At 64.2% G+C, this 20,347-nt stretch carries 20 protein-coding genes; 9 read left to right on the forward strand and 11 right to left on the reverse strand.

All coding sequences use genetic code 11. From position 1 onward, the window contains the following. Window positions 1–15: 15 nt before the first annotated feature. Genes ACOOGG_RS15070 through ACOOGG_RS15085 form a run of 4 tightly spaced genes read right to left on the reverse strand, consistent with a single transcriptional unit; the run spans window position 16 to window position 3,758 of the window. Window positions 16–789 (reverse strand): GerMN domain-containing protein, encoded by a 774-nt coding sequence (locus tag ACOOGG_RS15070; protein ID WP_420436476.1) that lies wholly within the window; start codon window positions 787–789, stop codon window positions 16–18. Continuing rightward, window positions 786–2,219, reverse strand: coding sequence for a sensor histidine kinase (locus tag ACOOGG_RS15075; protein ID WP_420436478.1), 1,434 nt, complete (start codon window positions 2,217–2,219; stop codon window positions 786–788). The genes ACOOGG_RS15070 and ACOOGG_RS15075 overlap by 4 nt, the downstream gene beginning before the upstream one ends. 11 nt (window positions 2,220–2,230) lie before the next feature. After that, window positions 2,231–2,911, reverse strand: a complete 681-nt coding sequence (locus ACOOGG_RS15080) for a response regulator (RefSeq protein WP_420436480.1) — start codon at window positions 2,909–2,911, stop codon at window positions 2,231–2,233. A gap of 46 nt (window positions 2,912–2,957) precedes the next feature. Then, complete coding sequence (locus ACOOGG_RS15085) at window positions 2,958–3,758, reverse strand: inositol monophosphatase family protein (protein WP_420436482.1); 801 nt, start codon at window positions 3,756–3,758, stop codon at window positions 2,958–2,960. Window positions 3,759–3,806: 48 nt separating this feature from the next. Here ACOOGG_RS15085 and ACOOGG_RS15090 point away from each other — a divergent pair, with 48 nt between their 5' ends. Beyond that, window positions 3,807–4,844 (forward strand): threonine aldolase family protein, encoded by a 1,038-nt coding sequence (locus tag ACOOGG_RS15090; protein ID WP_420436484.1) that lies wholly within the window; start codon window positions 3,807–3,809, stop codon window positions 4,842–4,844. A 63-nt stretch (window positions 4,845–4,907) separates the two neighbouring features. On the opposite strand, the gene ACOOGG_RS15095 is transcribed toward ACOOGG_RS15090, so the two are convergent. After that, on the reverse strand, window positions 4,908–5,195 hold the full coding sequence (locus tag ACOOGG_RS15095) for a hypothetical protein (RefSeq protein WP_420436486.1): 288 nt from the start codon (window positions 5,193–5,195) through the stop codon (window positions 4,908–4,910). Window positions 5,196–5,603: 408 nt separating this feature from the next. Here ACOOGG_RS15095 and ACOOGG_RS15100 point away from each other — a divergent pair, with 408 nt between their 5' ends. Further along, the gene (locus tag ACOOGG_RS15100) at window positions 5,604–5,957 is read left to right on the forward strand and encodes a DUF2442 domain-containing protein (protein WP_420436488.1); all 354 of its coding nucleotides are present in this window, start codon (window positions 5,604–5,606) and stop codon (window positions 5,955–5,957) included. Between the two features lie 343 nt (window positions 5,958–6,300). Further along, on the forward strand, window positions 6,301–7,596 hold the full coding sequence (locus ACOOGG_RS15105; RefSeq protein WP_420436490.1) for a DUF222 domain-containing protein: 1,296 nt from the start codon (window positions 6,301–6,303) through the stop codon (window positions 7,594–7,596). A gap of 116 nt (window positions 7,597–7,712) precedes the next feature. On the opposite strand, the gene ACOOGG_RS15110 is transcribed toward ACOOGG_RS15105, so the two are convergent. Both ACOOGG_RS15110 and ACOOGG_RS15115 read right to left on the reverse strand, forming a co-directional pair. Next, complete coding sequence (locus tag ACOOGG_RS15110) at window positions 7,713–8,606, reverse strand: IS3 family transposase (protein ID WP_420433441.1); 894 nt, start codon at window positions 8,604–8,606, stop codon at window positions 7,713–7,715. Beyond that, the gene (locus ACOOGG_RS15115; RefSeq protein ID WP_420433439.1) at window positions 8,603–8,920 is read right to left on the reverse strand and encodes a transposase; all 318 of its coding nucleotides are present in this window, start codon (window positions 8,918–8,920) and stop codon (window positions 8,603–8,605) included. The genes ACOOGG_RS15110 and ACOOGG_RS15115 overlap by 4 nt, the downstream gene beginning before the upstream one ends. Window positions 8,921–9,049: 129 nt before the next feature. Here ACOOGG_RS15115 and ACOOGG_RS15120 point away from each other — a divergent pair, with 129 nt between their 5' ends. The 3 genes from ACOOGG_RS15120 (at window position 9,050) to ACOOGG_RS15130 (ending at window position 11,284) form a co-directional block, all read left to right on the forward strand. Beyond that, window positions 9,050–9,559 (forward strand): NUDIX hydrolase, encoded by a 510-nt coding sequence (locus tag ACOOGG_RS15120; protein WP_420436492.1) that lies wholly within the window; start codon window positions 9,050–9,052, stop codon window positions 9,557–9,559. A gap of 3 nt (window positions 9,560–9,562) precedes the next feature. Continuing rightward, window positions 9,563–10,810 carry a DNA polymerase IV gene (locus ACOOGG_RS15125; RefSeq protein ID WP_420436494.1) on the forward strand — a complete coding sequence of 416 codons (1,248 nt, stop codon included), beginning with the start codon at window positions 9,563–9,565 and terminating at the stop codon, window positions 10,808–10,810. Between the two features lie 78 nt (window positions 10,811–10,888). Next, a complete protein-coding gene (locus ACOOGG_RS15130; RefSeq protein ID WP_420436496.1) occupies window positions 10,889–11,284 on the forward strand; it encodes a DUF3040 domain-containing protein in 396 nt (131 codons plus the stop codon). 18 nt (window positions 11,285–11,302) lie between these two features. Here ACOOGG_RS15130 and ACOOGG_RS15135 read toward each other — a convergent pair whose 3' ends face one another. From ACOOGG_RS15135 to ACOOGG_RS15150, 4 genes are all read right to left on the reverse strand, one after another. Then, the gene (locus tag ACOOGG_RS15135) at window positions 11,303–13,750 is read right to left on the reverse strand and encodes a transglutaminaseTgpA domain-containing protein (RefSeq protein ID WP_420436498.1); all 2,448 of its coding nucleotides are present in this window, start codon (window positions 13,748–13,750) and stop codon (window positions 11,303–11,305) included. Further along, a complete protein-coding gene (locus ACOOGG_RS15140; protein WP_420436500.1) occupies window positions 13,666–14,934 on the reverse strand; it encodes a DUF58 domain-containing protein in 1,269 nt (422 codons plus the stop codon). The genes ACOOGG_RS15135 and ACOOGG_RS15140 overlap by 85 nt, the downstream gene beginning before the upstream one ends. Before the next feature lie 77 nt (window positions 14,935–15,011). After that, entirely contained in the window at window positions 15,012–15,965 is a 954-nt protein-coding gene (locus tag ACOOGG_RS15145; protein WP_420436502.1) for an AAA family ATPase, read from the reverse strand. A 19-nt stretch (window positions 15,966–15,984) separates the two neighbouring features. Continuing rightward, on the reverse strand, window positions 15,985–16,788 hold the full coding sequence (locus ACOOGG_RS15150; protein ID WP_420436504.1) for a DUF2889 domain-containing protein: 804 nt from the start codon (window positions 16,786–16,788) through the stop codon (window positions 15,985–15,987). Between the two features lie 68 nt (window positions 16,789–16,856). On the opposite strand from ACOOGG_RS15150, the gene ACOOGG_RS15155 reads away from it, so the two are divergent. From ACOOGG_RS15155 to ACOOGG_RS15165, 3 genes are read left to right on the forward strand one after another with little or no spacing between them, the layout of a single operon-like run. Further along, window positions 16,857–18,086, forward strand: a complete 1,230-nt coding sequence (locus ACOOGG_RS15155) for an MFS transporter (protein ID WP_420436506.1) — start codon at window positions 16,857–16,859, stop codon at window positions 18,084–18,086. A 59-nt stretch (window positions 18,087–18,145) separates the two neighbouring features. Next, entirely contained in the window at window positions 18,146–19,147 is a 1,002-nt protein-coding gene (locus ACOOGG_RS15160; RefSeq protein WP_420436508.1) for a DUF7065 domain-containing protein, read from the forward strand. A gap of 24 nt (window positions 19,148–19,171) precedes the next feature. Continuing rightward, window positions 19,172–20,278, forward strand: a complete 1,107-nt coding sequence (locus ACOOGG_RS15165; RefSeq protein ID WP_420436510.1) for a Zn-dependent alcohol dehydrogenase — start codon at window positions 19,172–19,174, stop codon at window positions 20,276–20,278. Window positions 20,279–20,347 lie beyond the last annotated feature (69 nt).

Below are 20,347 nucleotides of genomic sequence, written 5' to 3' on the forward strand. Positions count from 1 at the left end.
CTGTAGGTGGCAGTCTCAGGACAAGTCGAGGGTGAAGTCGGGAGGAAGCCCGGGCGGCAGGGTAGGCCCGGGCTCGGGGGTAGGAGTCACTACGACTGTGGGGGTAGCTGTCGGAGTCGGCGTCTCGGGCGGCGCGGTCGGCGTGGGGGGTTCGGTTGGCGTGGGGGTCTCGCTCGGAGTGGGTTCGGGCTGGTATTCAGGGTCGACCGACTGGAAGCCGCTGCGTGTCACCGGAACGTCGCTCTCGCCGTTGTCGGTGGGAAGCGGTACGGGGTTGCCGTTCAGCAGCAAGGAGAAGCGGGCGGTCCCGGTGGTCTCGGTGGCCGTGAATACCAACTGCGCTACAGCCAGCTGGCGGTTCTCGCCTTCGAGGCGCTCTTCGAAGACTTCTGATTCCAGGGCCACGGTGACGAGGTCGTTGGCTTGGTCGATGTCAACGGACACCACTTCGACGTCGGCCGGCAGAGCGGTGGACAAGGCTTGTTCGGACTCCGCTTCATTGGGCGCGGAGAACAGAGCCTCCAGCACCGTGATAGGACGAGCCGGGCTGGCCACGTTGCGGGCAACGTCAGACAGCAGGTTGTTCTCGTCGATCAGGTAGATGAGGACCTCCCGGGTGATCAGCGGAGTCGGCTCTGGAGTTTCGGTGGCTGCCACCAAGTCGTCGGGGAGCAGGGAGTAGTCCAGCGCTCGGGGGCGATTGTCCTCGGGCACTGAGCAGGCTGCGGCCACGAGCACGGCTGCGGAGAGGACCGCCCACAGGCGCCAGAGTGCTGCTAGCCGGGTCATACGACTGCGATGGGTAGGTGGACGACGAAGCGGGCACCAGGGAGGCCATCGAACCGATCCTCGCACCAGACTCGACCCTGGTGAAGGCGCACATGCTCGGCTACCAGCGCCAATCCCAAGCCCACACCGGTGCTGGCTCCCCGCTCGCCTGCTTCCCGGCCTCGGGAGAACCGGTCGAAAATGTGCTCTCGCTCGTCGGCGGCAACTCCCGGTCCGCCGTCCTCCACGACGATCTCGATGTTCTGCCCCCGATGCTTGAGGACGATGCCGGTGGCGCCTCGAGCGTACTTTTGAGCATTGGTCAAGAGATTGTCTATGACCTGCATCAGCCGGCGTTTGTCGGCTTGGACCCGCACCATGGAGGTGGCCGGATCGCAGAGGATGGGGATGACAACCGGGCTGGTGGCCGACACTGCGTTCTCAACGAACTCAAGCAGGTTGAATACATCGAGATCCAGTTCGGCGGTACCCACATCGAATCGGGAGATCTCCAGCAGGTCCTCTACGAGGTGCTCGAATCGGTTGACGTCCTCGGTCAACAGGTCTAGCGCGGTTCGAGCCCGCTCGGGCAGTTCGGCCCGCCGGGTGTTCATGACCTCCACCGAAGCGGAGAGCGTCATTAGGGGCGAGCGGAGTTCGTGGCTCACCTCAGAAGCAAATCGCTCGTCTTGGGCGATCCGGGTTTGGAGGGCGCCCACCATGTCGTTGAACGAGTCGGTTAGCGCAACCAGTTCGCGGGCCGCCCCGGCTTCCAGACGGGTGCTCAGATCGCCCTGGGCGATGGACTGAGCGGCTTCGCCGATGCTCACCAGTGGGCGCAGCAGGCGGCGGCTGGCCCAAGAGCCGACCCCGGCCGATGCCAGAGTCACCCCTCCGCCGGCGCTGGCCAGGATGATTCCCAGTGAGCCCAGTGTGTCCTCTATTTCGTCCAGCGGCGTGGCCTCGTAGTAGGAGGCGTTGCGGTCGGGGATGGGGATGCCCACTACCAGGAAGGGTTTGCCCCTGACCCGGTAGCGCATCTGGGCTGGCCTCCCGCCTTCCACCGTGCGGCGCAGGCGCTCATCGATGTCGCCCGACTCGAACTCGAAGGACTGTTGGAACCAGTCGCCACCCACCCGAAGAACTGGGCGAGAGCCTTCCGGTGTGGCCAGCGTGCTGATCAGGTTCTGGAGGGCTTCCGACTCGATGTCGGGATTGAGGCGGCGGCTGACTGTGGAGGCATTGAACCCCACCGTGGCCAGGGCATCGTTCTCCCGCCCGGTGAGCAGGTTTTGACGGGTCAGCGCGAACACGGTCACGCTGAGCAAGGCCGACAGCAAGAGAGTGGTGAACACGAAGGCCAAGATGATTCGGGTGCGAAGCCCGAGCAGTCGGGCACGGGAGCCCGCTCGGTGCCAAATGCGGGAGCGGAGTCCCGGCCGTGCCGGCATCAACTTCGCCCCTATGCCTGGAGCTTGTACCCCAGGCCGCGAACGGTGACCACGTAGCGCGGGTTGGCCGGGTCGGTCTCGATTTTGGTACGCAGCCGTCGGATGTGGACGTCCACCAAACGGCCATCGCCGAAGTACCCGAGATCCCACACTCGCTCAAGGAGAACTTCTCGGCTGAGTACCTTTCCGGAGTTGGTGGCCAACTCCACCAGAAGTCGGAACTCAGTTTTGGTGAGGTGGGCCTCTTCGCCGCTGACGGTCACCATTCCCTGCTCGGGCATTATCTCCAGCTGGCCGAATCGGAGATCGCTCATGGCGGTGTCGGTTATTCGCACTCGGCGCAGTAGGGCGCGGATGCGGGCGGAGAGCTCTTTGGGAGCGAAGGGCTTGGTCAGATAGTCATCGGCCCCTGCCTCCAATCCGGCTACCACGTCATGGGTGTCGGCTCGGGCGGTGACCATGATGATGGGCACGTCGCTGGTCCGGCGCAATGTTCGGCACACCTCGAACCCGTCGATGTCCGGAAGCATGATGTCGATGAGCACCACGTCGGCGGGAGTCTCGGAGAACGCGGTGAACGCCTCCTGTCCGTTGGCCGCCTCCTGAACGTCCCAGCCCTCGTCTTCGAGGGCCAAGCGGACCGCGGTACGAATTCTCTCGTCGTCCTCGATGGCCAAGATGCGGGTTTCCACCCTTGAATGGTGCCCGATTTTTGGGTCAAATGCGTGGCAGGAGGCCTTATAGTTGGTCGGCCTCGGCGCCTTGCAGCAGTTTAAGCAGGGTGTCGGCCACTCCCGGAGAAGCTGCGAACACGAAATCGCTGCTAGGGGGGCCGCCTTTCAGGTCTTGGACAACCGCGCCGGCCTCTTCTGCTATGAGGGCTCCGGCGGCGTAGTCCCACGGGTTGAGCCCCACTTCAAAAAAGGCGTCCACTCGGCCGCAGGCCACTGTGCAGAGGTCGACCGCCGCCCCACCCACCCGCCGGATGTCGCCAATGAGGGGCAGCAGCACCCCCAGCACCTCGGCTTGGCGTGGTCGCCGTTCGTGGGCGTAGGAGAACCCAGTTGCCACTAGGGCCAGAGCAGGGTCGCCGTCTGGGCGGACAGCGGTGGGGTCTCCGTTGAGGCGGGCCCCGCCGCCTCGGTGGGCGGTGAAGGTCTCGTTGAGTACCGGGTCGATCACTGCGCCGGCGACAACTTGGCCGTCGACTTCGGCGGCCACCGACACCCCGAAGCCGACATGGCCGTAGATGAAGTTGACCGTGCCGTCGATGGGATCGATGATCCAGCGCACGCCGCTGGTGCCGTCGCGACCCGAGCCCTCTTCCCCCATCATCCCGTCATTGGGCCGACGAGCAGTCAGGAAGTCGACAATGGCGGCTTCGCAGGCCAGGTCCATGTCGGTTACCAAGTCGGTGCGCGACGATTTGGCCGCGATCTGACGCTTGGCACCGGTCTCGGCCCGCAGCAGCGATGCCGCCACTTCGGCGGCCTCCGTGGCCAGCTTCTCCAGGTAGTCCCATGCGGGAATTCCTGGCATTGGAGATGATTCGGGTTCCGGCACGGTTGAAACTCTACGCTCATTGCCATGTCATCTCGCGGCGTGGTCGATCTTCGGTCAGACACTCTGACCCAGCCGACCGAGCCCATGAGGGCGGCCATGGCCACTGCGCCGGTAGGGGATGACCGCTATGGGGAGGACCCGACCGTCAACCGCTTGGAGGACCGGTTTGCCGAACTTGTCGACAAACCCGCCGCGGTCTACGTGCCCTCGGGCACGATGGGCAATCAGATCGCTCTTCGGCTGCACGGAACGCCGGGAAGCAACGTGGTGGTGGGCAGGCGGCAGCATCTGATGTCCTATGAGAGCGGTGCTACTGGTTGGAACAATACTTTCCAGATCTACGCCGTGGACGACACCGGCGGTGTGGTCGATGCGGCGGCAGCGGCCGAGGCAGTGGCCGCGGGCCGCGGCGGCTTTTGGCCTGCGGTATCGCTGATCTGCCTGGAGAACACCCATTTGGCCTCGGGCGGTCTGGCCCTCGGGGCTGAGGAGCTTGCGGCGGCTGCTGGGCTGGGACCTCCGGTGCATCTGGACGGCGCCCGCCTGTTCAACGCGGCCATTGCCCGGGAAACCACAGCCGCCGAGTTGGCCAGCACGGCGAGCACAGTCATGTCGTGCGTATCGAAGGGTCTGGGCGCGCCGGTGGGATCGCTATTGGCCGGGCCGGCTGATCTGGTGGCCGAGGCCCGACTGCACCGGAGGCGGCTGGGCGGGGCCATGCGCCAGGCCGGGGTGATCGCTGCTGGCGGGATGTATGCGCTCGACCATCACATAGACCGGCTGGCCGACGACCACGCCCGAGCCGACCGCTTGGGTCAGGTGGTGGCTGAGCGATGGCCCGGTGCCCGGTTGGGCGAAGCGGAAGCAGCCTGCGGGCGCCCGCTCACCAACGTGGTGGCTTTCCGCCATCCCGATTCCCTCGGTCTACTGGACCACTTGCGTTTGGCCGGTATCCGAGTTGGGCTCTTGGCCCCTGGCATCGTGCGCTTAGTCACCCACTTGGATGTGGGCGACGCGGACATAGACCGGGCTGTCGCCGCGCTGGCCTCAGCTCCCGAATAGCACGGATTAGGCCTGATAGGTACCCCAGTATTGGCGGGGCCGCGGTGAGGACCCCGCTCCGGATTAGTAGCCGTCGCGGTCTTGTCGACGCCCGCCGAATCGGCGCCACTCGTCCATGGCCCGCAGAGTCAAGACAGCTACTACCGCCAAGCCCACGGTGCCGGCCACCGCGCCTATCAAGGCGCCGAGTCCGGTCCACAGGCCGCAGTCGCCCTCACACTGGAGATCGATATAGGCGAACCCGATCAGCCCACCGCACAGTCCGCCGAGCAATATCGCCGCAAAGGCCAGCCACCGCGCCCCCTTGGGAGGAAGCGCCGAGCGCTCCTCATGAGATCCCGGATCGACCATCCGCCCATGTTACGGGGGCGGTGAGCTGTATACAGACTCGCCGTTGTCGTGGTAGCTGGTGTAGATGTGCTCGAAGATGGCGTCGACTTTGCGATTGAAGAGTTCTGGTCCGTAGACGTCGGGCAGCTCGTTGTCGAGGATGTCCTTGACCGTGGTCTTGACTGCTGAGCGGGTTTGCTGCTTGTGCTTCCAGTCGAGGGAACGCCGAGCGGGCCATCAACCAGGGGCCGGCCGACTTGTTGTTGTGCCACGACCAACCATCTCTGGGCTACCGGCTGAAGGGATTGCCGATACCCGAGGCCGACGAACAGACATCCGCAGACGCCCTGCTGGACTTGGCCACCCTTGAGATTGATGACTGGGACTTGCCCGAGCCTGCTCATAGCCGGTGAGGCCGCCATAGCTAGCTTGGCGAGGCAGTTCGTCCGCGGTTGGCGGGGCATTGCCGGTATCGTTTATCGCGTGCTGTCGCCGCATGTGGTCGAACTCGAGGTTCTAGAGCCGTACAAGCTCTGGCTGCGGTTTGATGACGGCATCACCGGCACTGTCGATCTGTCCGACAGTGCGGCGCTTGGCGGCATTTTTGCGGCATGGTCTGACCAGGACTTCTGGCACTCAGCGCACATTGTGGCCGATTCCGGTTCGGTGGCGTGGGGTGACGGCACTGAAGTCGACGCCTGCCCGCTAAGCCTCTACCTCGACATCACTGGCCAAACCTTCGACGAACTGTCCTCAGAAACCTTCTCAGCAATCGCTGACTAGCCGGCAGTGCCGGAGCTGAGCCGTTTCGATTCGTCGCAGCTGCTGCGAGGAGGACTCCCGAAGCGTGCGCAAGAGCTGGTCGACCAGTGGAGTGACCTGCATCGCTCAGAACTTTGAGCAGCCTGGGCCGCACTCGCCCGGGGCACGAGCCCAGACAAGATCGCCCCGCTTGGCTGATAAGAGACAAGAAACGAGCATCCTCCCATGGGTTCCACACTGGAATGTGGAGGGATGTAAGTGGTGTTACTTGTGTTCAAATAGATATTGATGATTGATAAGAAATATTCACCTAATCAAGCTTATTCAGGGGGTTGTTGTCACTGGGGTCGGTATACTTGCATGTATGGAGTTTAGGTCCCTTGAACAGGGGAAACGGGCTGATTGCGGGCCTTCGGTGCCGGTTTGGCCGGAGGCGGCTGATGTCGAGGTTTTATCGCTGTGCGAGCTGCGTGAGCGGCTGGGTTTGATCAAGAGGTCCGAGGCCCGGCTGGCGGCGATGAAGACGGCAGCGCTGGCCGCGTATGCCAGCCGGGGAGGCGAAGGTTTGGCGCGGCGGGTTGCTCTGGAAGAGCTTCAGGCTTCTAAGCAGCAGGCCCGACAGGAGGTGGAGACGGCCTCCCAGCTTTCGCAGGTTCCCGAGACGCTTGATGCGTTGGGCGCCGGTGAGATTCCCGAGGCCCATGCCAAGCAGATCGCCAAGGCCGCTTCCCAGGGGCCCGTTGACGAGGCCGTGCTGGTGGAGGCGGCCCGACACGAGGATTTCGGCACCTTCTCCAAGACGCTGCGTGACCACCAGCATGAGCAGTCGGGCGATGACGGCAAGTCGTTGATGGCCAAGCAGCGGGAGCGGCGTTCATTTCGTTTTTTTAAGTCTCCTGACGACGGTATGTTCGTTGTGAACGGACGGTTCGATCCGGTTGCTGGGAATCGTATGGAGGCTGCGCTGGCCGATGAGGTGCGCCGCCTGGCCAACAGCAGCAAAGACGGCGACCAGACGGCGTTCGACCAGCGGATGGCCGACGCCTTGGAGAACCTGGTCTGCGCCGACGCCAAAGACCGCAAGCCTCAGGGCACTACGCTGATCTTGACCGCCGACTGGGACGCGCTGAACCAGAAGCTGGCTGATGCCCGCCTGCTCGACGGCACGCCTCTGCCTGTGTCTGAGGCCCTGCGGCTGGCCTGCAACGCCGACATCGTGCCTTCGGTGTTCGACACCGAGGGCCAGGAACTGTGGGTGGGGCGCAAACACCGGCTGGCCACCGAAGCCCAGCGGGCTGCGCTCATCATCAGAGACAAGCACTGCATCGGATGCGGAAGATCAGCCGTATGGTGCGAAGCCCACCACATCCAAGAATGGCTCAGCAGCGGCCCGACCGACATCGACAACCTCGTTCTGGTCTGCAAAAGCTGCCACCACAACATCCACGACGACGGCTGGACCGTACACCGAAACCGAAACGGCACTTACGAACTACGACCACCACCAGCCCCATATGCTGACTACCCGCCCTGGCAGGCACGCCCAGGGCCACCACCCGCAAGATCGCAATCCAGCCCCGACGGCATTAGCGACCCTTTCCCCGATCACACCATCACCACCTGGCAGCCCGAACACACCAAACAGCTCTTGTTGAACTGACACGGGAACCCAGAATCGATGCGCCGTCGAGCGGTTTTTGATCTCGCGGCAAACGCCAGACTCAAGGTCGAGGCGATTGCCGATTTGAGCTTCCCCCTGTTGGCTGGACACTTGTTTTATGCGGCTTGGTCTAGTCGTTGCCGGTGGTGTTTCTCCCATTCTGTCGGTGTTCGGTAGTCGAGGGTGGAGTGGATCCGGTGTGTGTTGTAGCGGCCGATCCAGGCGAAGATCTCTCGGCGGGCCTGGTCTCGGCTGGAGAACCGGGTCTGTGTGACGAGTTCTCTTTTGAGGGATGAGAAGAACGACTCGGCGACGCTGTTGTCCCAGCAAGTTGCCACCCGGCCTGCGGATTGGCTCATGCCGTGGCGGGCCAGCGCCGAGGCGAAATCGCCGCTGAGATATTGCGGGCCCCTGTCGGAGTGGAATATCACCCCTGCGGTGCGGCCGCTTCTGGAGGCGGCGGCTGTGTCCAGCGCGTCGATGACCAGTTGGGCGGACATGTGCGGGGCCATGGAGTATCCGACCGCCCGTCTGGACCCGAGGTCCAACACGACGGCCAGATAGAGCCACCCCTGGCCGGTGGGGATGTAGGTGATGTCGCCGGCCCACACACGATCCGGGGGGCCGGGCCGGAAGTCGCGGCGCACCAGATCGGCCGGCGCCGGGCGGGTGCCTCCAGTTCCGTTCCAGCGGGGCTTGCGGCGTTTGTGGATGCCGCAGATCCCGTGGAGCCGCATGAGCCGGCAGACGCGCTTGGGGTTCACCCGCCGGCCCTGGCGGCGCAGCTCCGCGGTCACCCTCGGCGACCCGTACGCCCCGCCGGAGTCCACGTGGACACGGCGTATCGCGGCGACCAGCTCGGCCTCGGCCAGCTCGGCTGGTGAGGGCCCCGCCTTGTGGCGGGCGGACCAGTCATAGAACGCCTGGCGGCTCACGCCGGCTGTCTGGCACGCGGCTGTGGTCGGGAACCCCTCGGCCCTCCGGGCAGCGACCCACAAATAGCGGGTCACTGGCCCGACTCCTGCACCCAGAAGGCCGTCGCTCGTTTGAGCAACTCACGCTCCATCCGCAGCTTCGAGTTCTCCCGGCGCAACCGCACCAGCTCAGAGCGCTCCTCGGTCGTCAAACCCGGCTTCTCCCCACGGTCGACGCGGGCCTGGCGAACCCAGTTCCCCAAACTCGTCGCCCCGATACCCAGATCATGGGCCACATGGGCGACCGGCCTTTCCCCGTCCAACACCAACGCCACCGCGTCAGCCTTGAACTCCTTGGTGAAACGCCGCCTGGACCTGCCCGGCGGCCTCTCCTTTTCCATCAATGACATGGATACCTCCTAATCGAGGTGACCGGCCAAAGGGGGGATGCTCAGATTACCAGTGGCTGAGATGGTGCTGCGCGGCGCGGGCTTGATTGCTGGGGGCGTGCTGTCGCCGGGTCGGGCCATACTGGGGGGATGGCGGAAGGGGCCGGGGGCGGAGTTCGGGATTGGGCGGTGGCCGGGGGAGTGGTACTGAAGGGTGAGAAGCTGCTCCTGGTGCGGAACCGGCGCCGCAACGACTCGGTGGAATGGAGCACACCTGGCGGAGTGGTGGACCCGGGGGAGACGTTTCTGGAGGCTCTGAGCCGGGAAGTGCGGGAGGAGACCGGCATCCGAGTCAACGTCTGGGAGGGGCCGCTGTATGAGATCACCGTTAATTTTGCTGACTTGGGCTGGCTGATGCGGGTGGAGGTCTATCGGGCGGTTGATTGGAATGGCGAGATAGTCCTGGAAGACCCCGACGGCATCGTGGAGCACGCTGATTTCTATGACTCCGAAGGTTGCCAAGCCCGCTTGGTCCAGAGCCCCCCTTGGGTGCGGGAGCCGCTATTGGAATGGTGGCGCCAGCGCCCCGAGCAGATGCTGAGCTTTCGCTACGAAGTGACCGGCACCGAGATCGACCGCCTCGCGGTGGTCCGGTTATAGCCAATGACAGGCAGAGCCCAAGGGGACCTCAGCCGACCGCAATCGGGGTCGATCCTGCACGTTGACATGGATGCCTTCTTTGTGTCGGTGGAGCAGCTGCGGCGTCCCGAATTGCGGGGTTTGCCGGTGGCAGTAGGCGGCACGGGCAGCCGGGGTGTGGTGGCTTCGGCCTCTTACGAGGCCCGAGCCTACGGAGTTCATTCAGCCATGCCAGCGGGCCAGGCCCGTCGGCTGTGCCCTGAGATTGTGCTCTTGCCGGGCGATCACGAGCTCTACTCAGAGGTGAGCGGGCGCATTATGGATATCCTCCGGTCGTTCACGCCTCTGGTCGAACCCCTGTCGGTAGACGAGGCCTTTCTTGATGTATCCGGTGCCCAGCGCCCCCCGGTTGAGATCGGCCGTCTGATCCGCGAGCGGGTCTATGAGCATGAGAGGATCAATTGCGCGGTCGGGGTGGCTTCGGTCAAGTTCTTAGCCAAGCTGAGCTCCAAGTTGGCCAAGCCCAAGCCCACACCGTCGGGGCCTTCAGGTGGGGCAGGGGTTTTCGAGGTGCCCGCGGGGGAGGAGCGGGTGTTCTTGGCTCCCCGCCCAGTTCAAGACATCTGGGGAGTGGGACCGGTCACGCTGGCCAAGCTCAACCGGATCGGCATCGCCACCATCGGGGAGTTGGCCGAGCTCCCTCTCGGGCGGTTGGAGGAGGTCATCGGCAAGGCCCACAGCCGGCATCTGCACAGCCTGGCAAACGCGGTGGACCCTCGTCCGGTGGTGCCGGAGATGGCCGCCAAATCGATGAGCCGCGAGGAGACCTTTGCCCGCGACATCCACACCTACGAGGACCTCGGCGCAGTACTGGTGACGCTCAGCGACTCAGTGGCCTCCCGGCTGAGGGCTGCCGGGGTAGCGGGGCGGACGGTCACCATCAAGATCCGTTTCGGGGACTTCACCACCATCACGAGATCTCACACTCTGGCCAGCGCAGTCGATTCTGGGGTGGTCCTGGCCCGGGAGGCCAAACAATTGCTCAAGGCAGTGGATGTGGCTCCGGGCGTGCGATTGATTGGGGTGGGTGTTTCTGAGTTGGAGGATTCCGACCAGCGTCAGCTCTCATTCGAGGACACTGCTGCCCCGTCTTGGCACGATGTCGATCAGGCAATCGACCGCATAAGAGGCAGATTTGGATCGGGGGCAATTCGACCTGGGGGTGCCGCTGACACCGGGTCTAGTGGAACCAGCTGGAGTCGGCCGAATTAGGCTTGATGGTCTGCGGCAACTGGCAGTAGTAGGTCAGCTGGCATTGTCTGGAGAGCCGGCCTGTGAGACACTTAGCAGGTGCCACTTTCCGAGGACGAGCAACGGATCCTCAGCGAAATAGAGGAGCAGCTTTATGAAACCGATCCGGCACTGGCCCGCGAGGTCGGCCGGACCACGGTGTTCACCCACCCGGCCCGCAATCTGCGGCTGGCCATCCTGGCCTTCATCGCCGGGCTGGTGTACATGATTCTGACTCTTTCCACATCGTTTTGGCTGTCGTTTCTGGGGTTTTTGGTCATGCTGGCCGCGTCGCTTTGGGGCTGGAGCAACCTGCGGCAGCTCGGGCGGTTCGGGCTTCAGCAGATCAGCGACAGCATCAGCCGGGGCGATGTGAGCAGCTATCTGCGGTCGCCGAGCCGTCGCATCCTCAATCGCTTGCGCCGGGGCGGCGCCGAGCAAACCGGGCGCGACTAACCCGGACTCTCCCCTAGATCAGGGGTTTCGCCCCCGCCGGTCCCGCCGCCGTGAACTGATGAGCGGTCGAGGATTGAAGGCGGCGATCAGCCTCTGCTGGCGGCTCACCCTGAAATTGACTTCGGCGCGCACCGACAGCGACCAAGTCCGGGCCAGCCACTGGTTGTGGTCGGTGGGCTCAGTTGGAGCGAAAGTGGCGGCCGCGGCCAGCTCGCCCAGTTGGCGCAAGTCAGGGCTGTGGAGCGGGACTTGCTCGATGGCCCGACGGGCGAACTCGGCGTACGTCTCGTCGAGCCGGGGGGCCATATTGATAAGAGCTAGAGACTCGACCGCCTCATCCCAAAGAAGCCTGATCTTTCCCCGGTTGCCCTGGACCCTCAAGAATCTCCGCTGACTTAGGACTCGCTTGAACAAAGGAATGAGCAATATCAGCAAGACGACCAGAAGGGGGGCGGCAATGGAAATCCATGTCTTCCAAGTCAACCCGCCGCGGCCTCTGCTGGCCGATGGCGGTACACCTCCTAGATCCTCCAGCTGGGAGGGGATAAGACTCTCGAAGTCGGTCTGGGGGACCACGGAGTCGGGCCGGTCGGTAGTCGATTCCTCCTCGGGCATCACCAGGTCGGATCCGGTGATTGCTTGATCCTCGGCCAAACCGGTGTAGTTCTGAGCGCCGGGAGCTCCTCGGCCTGGTGTGGGCTCGAAGGCGACCCAGCCAACCCCGGACAGATAGACCTCAGGCCAGGCGTGGGCGTGCCTTCCCCGCACCACATAGAGGTCGGGGTCGTCCGGGTCGGCCTCGCCCACGGTGAACCCCACCGCCACTCGAGCGGGCAGTCCCAGCGACCGGGCCATGGCGGCAAATGTCCCGGCGAACTGCTCGCAATATCCCCTTCGAGTATCCAAGAACTCCTCGATCCGGTTTCCGGAGTGGCCGGGGGCCACATTGGCGTCATAGACGAAGCCCCCGTTGCGGAAGAAACCCTGAAGGGCCAGAGCCTGTTCGTAGCCTGATCTGGCCCCCGCGGTTAGCTGGTCGGCCAGCGTTTTCACGTGGGGGCTGAAGTCGGACGGCAGCGCGGTATATGAAGCCACCGCGGGGACCGGAGTTGTATCAAGGGGGATGGCCTTGAGAAACTCGGGGTCGAATCGGGGCAGCGCCGATGAGACGGAGTAGGTGAGTCCGTTGGAGCTGGCCAGTGAGCGGCCCACGATGAGTGTGGAAGAAGAGGGCTCATAGCTGATGTCACTTCTGTTGAGGTTGCTACTGCCGATGTCGAAATTGTTCACACCACCAGTGCTCGCCACCAGGGATCGGGGTTCGAATGCAGCGGGCAGCCACACCGCGCCCAGTTGTTCAATGCTGTATTCCTGGACGGATTCCTCGAGGCTGGAGCCCGACTGAAACAGGGACGGCAACTGTGTGGGCCGAGCAGCGTAATCGGCTCGTGATGTCCACACCCGTCCGTCGAATTGGTCTAGCGAAGTGAGGCGCCAGTAAGACCGCTCTTCTGCCCGTACCCGGAACATCACCGTCTCGGCTTGGGTCACCAGACGGCCCCTGATGTCCACCAGGGGACTGATCACCACTCTCCCTGCACTCCTCCTGCTCCGCTCGATGGTCTCGGTCAGGTCGATGATCGGGTCTTCGTTGTTGCCCAGAACCGGCCCGGTGGCGACCCCGGCTGCCAACGCCACTGCGGCAATCGCCGCACTTCCGGTCAAGAGCGACCGGCGCCCAGCTGACGCCCGGTCTTCGCCTCCCAACCAAGCGGCATCCGCGGTGCGGGTTGCCACCCGGTGGATTGAGGTAAACAGCAGCAGGGCCGCAGTAAACACCCCAATGGTTAGAACCCGGTGCTGGTCGTCGCCCACCAGCCCCATGAAGCCAAAGGCGGCAATCGGCAGCACCATGGGTTCAAACAGGGTCCGCATTCGCATCGCGGTCCAGTCGTTGAGGAAGGCGAGCAGCCACAATCCGGCCATAGCGCTCACGGTGAAACCGTCCAGCGGCTCCACGGGGGGGCTGAGGTCGCCGAAGGAGGTCCAGGCTTGCTCTAGGTCATCGGCAAGTGCAGTCCAAGTGTCCCCGATGGGCAGGCCCCACAAGGTGGTTGCCCAGTAGCGGGACCATGTGACCGTCAGGATCAAACCTACGACGGTGGCCAGAGTGGAGATCAGCATTCCCCAGCCGATGCGGCGAATGGCCAGCGCCAGCAGATGGCTGATTGCGGCAGCCCCGAACACGGGCAGAATCCAGCCGTTTCCCTCGAAAACCCGGATGAGGCTGAAGGCAGTGGCGGCGGTCAGAATCGGCCCAGCAATTTCCAACGCGTACTCCCACCCGGTTGGCCATCGGTGATTCGATCCTGGAGAGGCGATCATGGGCTGGGATTGGGAGCGGTTGATCCCGCCGGTTTGGGCATGATCAAGGAATCCTCGCTGGAGGCCGTATGGGCGGCCCACGCGGCGGCGAATCCCATGGGTTCGTCGATGACTAGGAGGGCCGTGCCGGGGATGAACCCCGGGGGCAGTTGCTCCGGTTGGGCTGGCTCGTCATCGGCGAACAGCACCGCTGTCTTGGAGCTGAAGTGCGAGCCCAACGATGTCAGCGACCCCGGTTCGGTTCCGTCCACCGCGGCCGCCACCAATACCACTAGTCCGCCGCCTTGCCCTCGGCTGAGCCATTCGACGGCGCCGAACAGGCTGCCGAAGTCGGGACTGGCCAAGGTCAGGTGCCGATAAATCTTGTGCAGGTGGGCAGAGTCCGACCCGTAGCCGCTGTCGAAATCCGCAGTGGTCACCAGACGAACCTGGTCTCCCCGGCGCTGGCTGGCCCGACAGATGCTGGCGGCGGCCGACACCATGGCTTCGAACCGCTCGTCGTCTCCGAAGGCCGACTGGAAGTCCATTAGGACATCCCTGGTGTCCAGAAGAACGGTGGTGTGGGTATGGGAGAACTCTTCGAACTGGCGGACGATCAGTTCGTCGTGGTGGGCCGACGACCGCCAGTGAATGCGCCGAGGGTCATCGCCCCTCTGGAACGGGCGCAGCCCGTACAGCTCGTCACCGCTTTGGGCCATGGGGCTGCGCCGTACTGCCTCGAAGGTATTGCCGGGCAAGCGAGGGGGGGGACTGACGGGGAACACAGCGGGATAGACCAACGCCTCAGCGGCGTCGCCGATCTCGAAGCGCCGTTTTGAAAGCCCAAGCGGATCGGTCAGCGTCAGGTCGAGCGGTCCGGTCTTGAGCCGCCCTCGCTTCGCTGTGGGCAGCCGGTAGGAAACCGTCAGTTGGTCTCGGCCCGGGATCGGGGCTGCCAGCATGTCTAGCGACAGGAAATAGTCGGTTGAGCTCTCGGTGGAGAAAGATTGGTTGTCGGCCAGTCGCAGCACCGGGCTGCGCAGGCGGCTGGGGTTGGTCAGTTCAATGCGCGCTTGGCAGTCGTCGCCGACATGTACTTGCTGGGGTTTGAGCGACAGGGCTGTTATCCGCAGGGGCTGGCGGACTCTGACGTAGGCCAACGAGAGGATTGCTACCGAGGCGCCGGCGATGCCTACGGCCAGCAGCTCGCTGGCGCCGAACACCGGGCCGGCCGCCACCAGCACAGTGGAAGAGATCAAGAGCAGCCAGCCCGTTGGGGTGAGCATGGTCGGCGGCTTGCTAGTCGACCGGGGAGGTCGTCCCTGGCGAAATAGGGGGGCGTTCGGCCATCAGAGGCGGGGAGTCAGTCGACCGGGGCCGGTACCGAGCTCATGATGTCGTCCACGATTTGAGCGGGCGGTGTGCCCTGGGCCCGGGCTTGGGGGTTCAACAGCAGCCGGTGGGCCAACACGGGCACAGCCAGCTGCTTCACGTCGTCGGGAAGAACGTAATCCCGCCCCTGGGAGGCCGCCCGCACCCGGCTGGCCCGTTGCAGCGCCAATGTGGCCCGGGTGGACATCCCCAAAATGAGGCTGGGGTGATCTCTGGTGGAATTGGCGATCTGCACCAGATAACGCTTGATCCCCGGAGCCGCGAACACCGCGCTGGCGCGGTCAGCCAGCGCGGTGACTGCTTGGGAATCCAATACGGGGCGAAGAGTGTCCAACGGGCCGTCGGCGCCGTGGGCTTCGAGAATGTCCAGCTCTGCCTGCTTAGAGGGGTAGCCCACTTCGATTCGCATCAGGAATCGGTCGAGCTGGCTTTCGGGCAGCGGATAGGTGCCCTCATGCTCCAGCGGGTTCTGGGTGGCGATCACCATGAACGGCCGAGGGAGGCTGTGGGTTGTGCCGTCAACGGTGACCTGCCGTTCAGCCATGGCTTCCAAAAGCGCTGATTGGGTTTTCGGGGAGGCTCGATTGATCTCGTCGGCCACCACGATTCCCGAGAACACCGGTCCAGGCTGAAAATCCAGGGTATTTGCCGTCCGGTTCCAGATTGTGGCTCCCACAACATCGGAAGGAAGCAGGTCGGGGGTGAACTGGATGCGGCCGAATTCGGCCTGCACTGTAATTGCCAGCGCCTTGGCCAGGCTGGTCTTGCCGACACCGGGGGCATCCTCGATGAGCAGGTGCCCCTCGGCCAGCAGGCAGGTCACGGCCAGATCCAGCACATTGGGCTTCCCCAAAATGGCCCGGCCAATGTTGGCTGTGATCGATTGGAACTGCTCGGCGAACAGAGTTTCCTCTGTTCTGCTCATTGCCATGTCGCTGAGTCTCTCAGGTAGCGCGGAGTTGCGGCCAGCGCGCGGGCATGTCGACGAGCATTCCGTTGGGGCTGGGACCGTGATCGCGCAAGGTGCCCCGGCGCCGGAAGGCAACTTGGTAGCGCTCAGGTTGGGAGGTCCAGCAAACCCCGGAGACCAGCCCCGACTCGATGGCGTCGTCGCAATCCTCCAGTTCGCTGCGCCGGGCCCCGGAGAGCCAGGTGGTGCGCTGGAGCACCCAAGCGGCCTCTGCGCCGTCGGAGTCGAACATTTGCTCGCACCAGCGGACGAAGCCGCCCTTGATGGCTCGGCCAGAAAATGGCGCTGGGGACTCGATTTCGAGGGTTTTGGCCATCTTCCAGCGGAAAATTTCCTCCCCGTCCCGCTCAATCCAGGAGTCGAACGGAGGCTGGTCCCAGTCAGGGACGGTTGCGTCGTACTGGCGAGTGCCGATATGCCCCCGGGCAGCATGGAGCACTCCCAAAACGGCCGCGTCGTAGAGGTGGGTGCATTGCTGGCGTACTTCAGTCCACGCGAAGACTTGGGAAGCAGCGGTGGTCAGGGGACAGCCCACCAGGCTCTGGAGTTGGTCGAGCGCTCCCGAGCACGGCTCCCACGGCATCCGGGGGCCAGTGGCGGCCACTTCGGTTATCCGCTGGCTGTCGTGGTACAGCGCGGCCTCGTAGTGGTGCATGTCGTCCTCGATACCGACGATCACGGTCCGGGCATCAGGTGCGATCATACGCAGCCGCCGGCGGAACGCACCGCTTCCGTGGCGATTGCGGACCAGCTCGGGCTGAAGTTCATGCTGGGGCACTGGCTGATGTTCGCACACCGAGGCCAGACGACCAGATTTGTGGTCGGGGCAAGTACTGTCGGCTGATCGTGCCTGCCCCGCCTACTGCCCTCCGCGCTCTTTCCCACCGATCGTTCTTGCTGTTCTTTATAGGGGTGTCCATTGCCACCTCGGGCCAGTTCATGCAGTCGCTGGCCGTGCCCTTCTACATGAACGAGCTGACCGACTCGAACTTCTGGGTGGGGAGCTCGGCTTTCGCGGTGCTGATCCCGTCGCTGATCATGACCCCGGTTGCGGGCATCTGGAGCGATCGGATCAGTCGCAAGGCCATCTTGTTCGGGTCGTTCTTCACCCAGTTGGCCTGCTCGGCCGCGTTCTTGGTTCTGTTTGCCTCCGACCAGCTGACTCCGTGGCTGATGCTCGCGATCCAAGTGGTGGTGGGGATGGCGTCGGGGTTTCAGTGGGCTCCCACCCAGGCCATGACTGCGCTGTTGGTGCCGCCGGAGGACTTGCTGTCGGCGGTTCGATTCGTGTCGCTGTCGTTCACAGCCGGGCGGGCGATCGGTCCGGCCTTGGCCGGACTCACCCTGTTGTATTGGGGTCCGGGACCGGCATTCGCGGTGACTATCGTTGGATTTGGCGCCGGCTTGTTGCTGATGGCCCCGATGAGGCTTCGCGTGGCGGAGCCGGTTGAGCAGGAGCCGTTCTGGTTGCAGTTCCGCCACGGCATGGAATACATCTGGCGCCGTCCGGAGATGCGTTTGGTGGTGTCCACGTCGTTCGTCGTGGCCGCCGTCGGAGCGGTATTCGCGTTTGCACTCGTGGCCAGCGTGGCCGATGACGTGTTCGCCTTGGGCGACGGCGGGCTGGGCTGGCTCACGGCGGTATTCGGATTCGGATCGCTGGCGGTGGGCCTGTATGTGACCCGCTATGGCGACCGTCACCTCCGCTCCCGTGTGGAGATGGCCGCGGTGGGGGTGTACGCCCTGGGCGTGCTGCTCGTGGGGGTCACCCCGTGGCTGGCATTTGGGCTCTTGGGTTACTTTGTGTTCGGGGCGGCCCACATGGCCCACGGCGTAACAGTGAACAGCGCCCTGCAAATACAGGTGGACGAGCAGTATCGGGGCCGCGTGATGTCGGTGTGGCTGATGTCGGTGCTGGCTGGGCTGCCCATCGGCTCGTTGATCGGCGGTTATTTGGGTGACTTGGTCTCCATGCGGTTCGTATTGCTGCTGTTCGGGGGGATATTGGCTGTTTTCTGGGCCATCACCGTGATCCGATCCAACGGCTTCGCGGGCCTCGATCGAGGTCCTGAGTGATCCCCAGATGCCTTTGACGGCAACGTCAGGGCTCGTCCGCAGAGTACGGTCACATAGCGATGGGAGAGAGCAACCCTGCACCGGGAACGCGGTTGAGCCGACGGGACCGATTTCTACACGAGCCCCGCTTTCGGGATTGGAACTGGGTGGAGACCAACTGGTTCTGCTTCTTCGTCCCCGAGGAGGCCATGGTCGGGCACCTGCGTTCGGTGTGGCGGCCCACGCTGGGCGTCGTCGGGGCCAATGTATTCGTGTACTCCGACCGGGGGCTGGATGCCACCGGGGCCTTGGCCGACGACATGCACGATGACCGCTTCGCCATGCCCATGCCCCCCCACAACTTGGACGACTACCGCCTCGACAACGGCATCGCGGTGCGCCAAACCGAGGCATTCCAACGCTGGGAAGTCCGCTACGACGGCATTGACGGCACGGTGTTCGATCTGGAGTACACCGCGTTGATGCCGCCAGTAGAAGTGGGGGAGACCAAGGTTGCCGGTGCGGGTCAGGGATTTGGGTCGATCCAGCGCACAGACGCCAAATTGGCCCACGGCCACATAGACCAGACCCTGCACGTCTCGGGAGAGGTCATGGTGAACGGGGAGCGTTTCGAGGTGGACTGCGCGGTGAATCGCGATCACTCGTGGGGGCCCCGCCGGGAATCGGTGCCCCGGCTCGGATGCGGCAACTTCGACGACGGCCACTGGGGCGACGACTTCCATTTCTTGGTGCAGACCCGCAACGACGCTCCTGATTCCTGTGTCATCACCCACGGCTACCTACTGGACGGAGGTGACGTCGTCCGCATAGCCGAAGGCGTCGGCCGATTCGAGTTGGACAGCTACCGCACCACTGCCCTTGTCTATGAATTAGTCGACGAGCGGGGCAGATCCCACCGATTCGACGGACGGGTGGCCCGCACCATCGAGAAGGTGTCCACCAACGCATTCTCGTGCAACGGCTTTGTGGACTGGGATTATCAGGGCGAGTCGGGCATAGGGGAATACCGCTGGCACTGGGGCGTCCGGGAGCTGCGGGAATGGCTGGCAGCAATCCAATAGGACGCACCAATAGGAGGAATAGCCATGAAGACGCGGGCTGCGGTGTATCGGGAGCCGAATGCGCCGCTGGAAATCGTCGAGCTGGACATCTGCAACCTGGCCCCCCAGGACGTGCTGGTGAGGATCACCCATAGCGGCATCTGCCACAGCGACCTGCACGTGTACCACGGCAACCGCGACTGGGAGACCCCCATGATCCTGGGCCACGAGGGGGCTGGGGTGGTCGAGCATGTGGGGGAGGGCGTTACCGGCATCAACCCCGGCGACCGAGTGGTGCTCTCCCTGGTGGCCAGCTGCGGACGGTGCCGGTCGTGCGCCACAGGTTTCGCCAACCGCTGCCGGGAGCTGCCCGCCTTCCCCATCGGCACCTACTACGACGGTGGTCACCGCTTCGAGCGGGACGGAGAGATCCACCACTCGTTCTGCACGGTGGGATCATTCGCCACCCAGGCTGTGGTCCACTACTCCAAGGCGGTTCCGGTGCCCGACGACGTGGGCTTGGATGTGGCCTGTTTGGTGGGCTGCGGGGTTCCCACTGGGGTGGGCTCGGCGGTCAACACCGCCCAGGTGCGTCGGGGCAGCACTTGCGTGATCTACGGCTGCGGCGGTGTGGGCCTCAACGTGATCCAGGGCTGCCGCCTCATGGGGGCGGCCCAGATCGTGGCCGTGGACCTGCTGGACGACAAGCTAGCTCTGGCTGAGCAATTCGGTGCCACTGATACGGTGAACGCGTCCGACGGCGATCCGGTGGCCGCGGTGATGGAGATGACCGGCGGGCGGGGTGCCGACTACGCCTTTGAGGTGATCGGCACCGGCGCCACCTATATGAATGCCTGGAACTCGATCGGCATGGGCGGGTTGGCCGTGATGGTGGGTGGGCCGCCGGCGGGAACCCCGTTCCACATCGATGCCACCGAGATCTACTTCGGCAAGGCGTTGACCGGCAGCATGTACGGCAACTCCTCTCCCGCTCGGGACTTCCCGTGGATCTTCGACCTCTACCGATCTGGCGAGCTACTGCTCGACGAGCTGATCACCCAGCACCGCCCCCTAGACGACGTCACCGCCGCCCTAGACGAATTGGACACCGGCGGCGTGGTCCGCACTGTTCTAGATATCGGCCAGGAGTGAGCCATCAGGCACCCCGCGCGGCGGATTATCGCCGGGCAATCAGACACAGTGCCGGGCAATCAAGCAGAG

It is taken from the genome of Candidatus Poriferisocius sp. (genome assembly GCF_965214065.1).
Classification (GTDB): Bacteria; Actinomycetota; Acidimicrobiia; order Acidimicrobiales; family Bin134; genus Poriferisocius.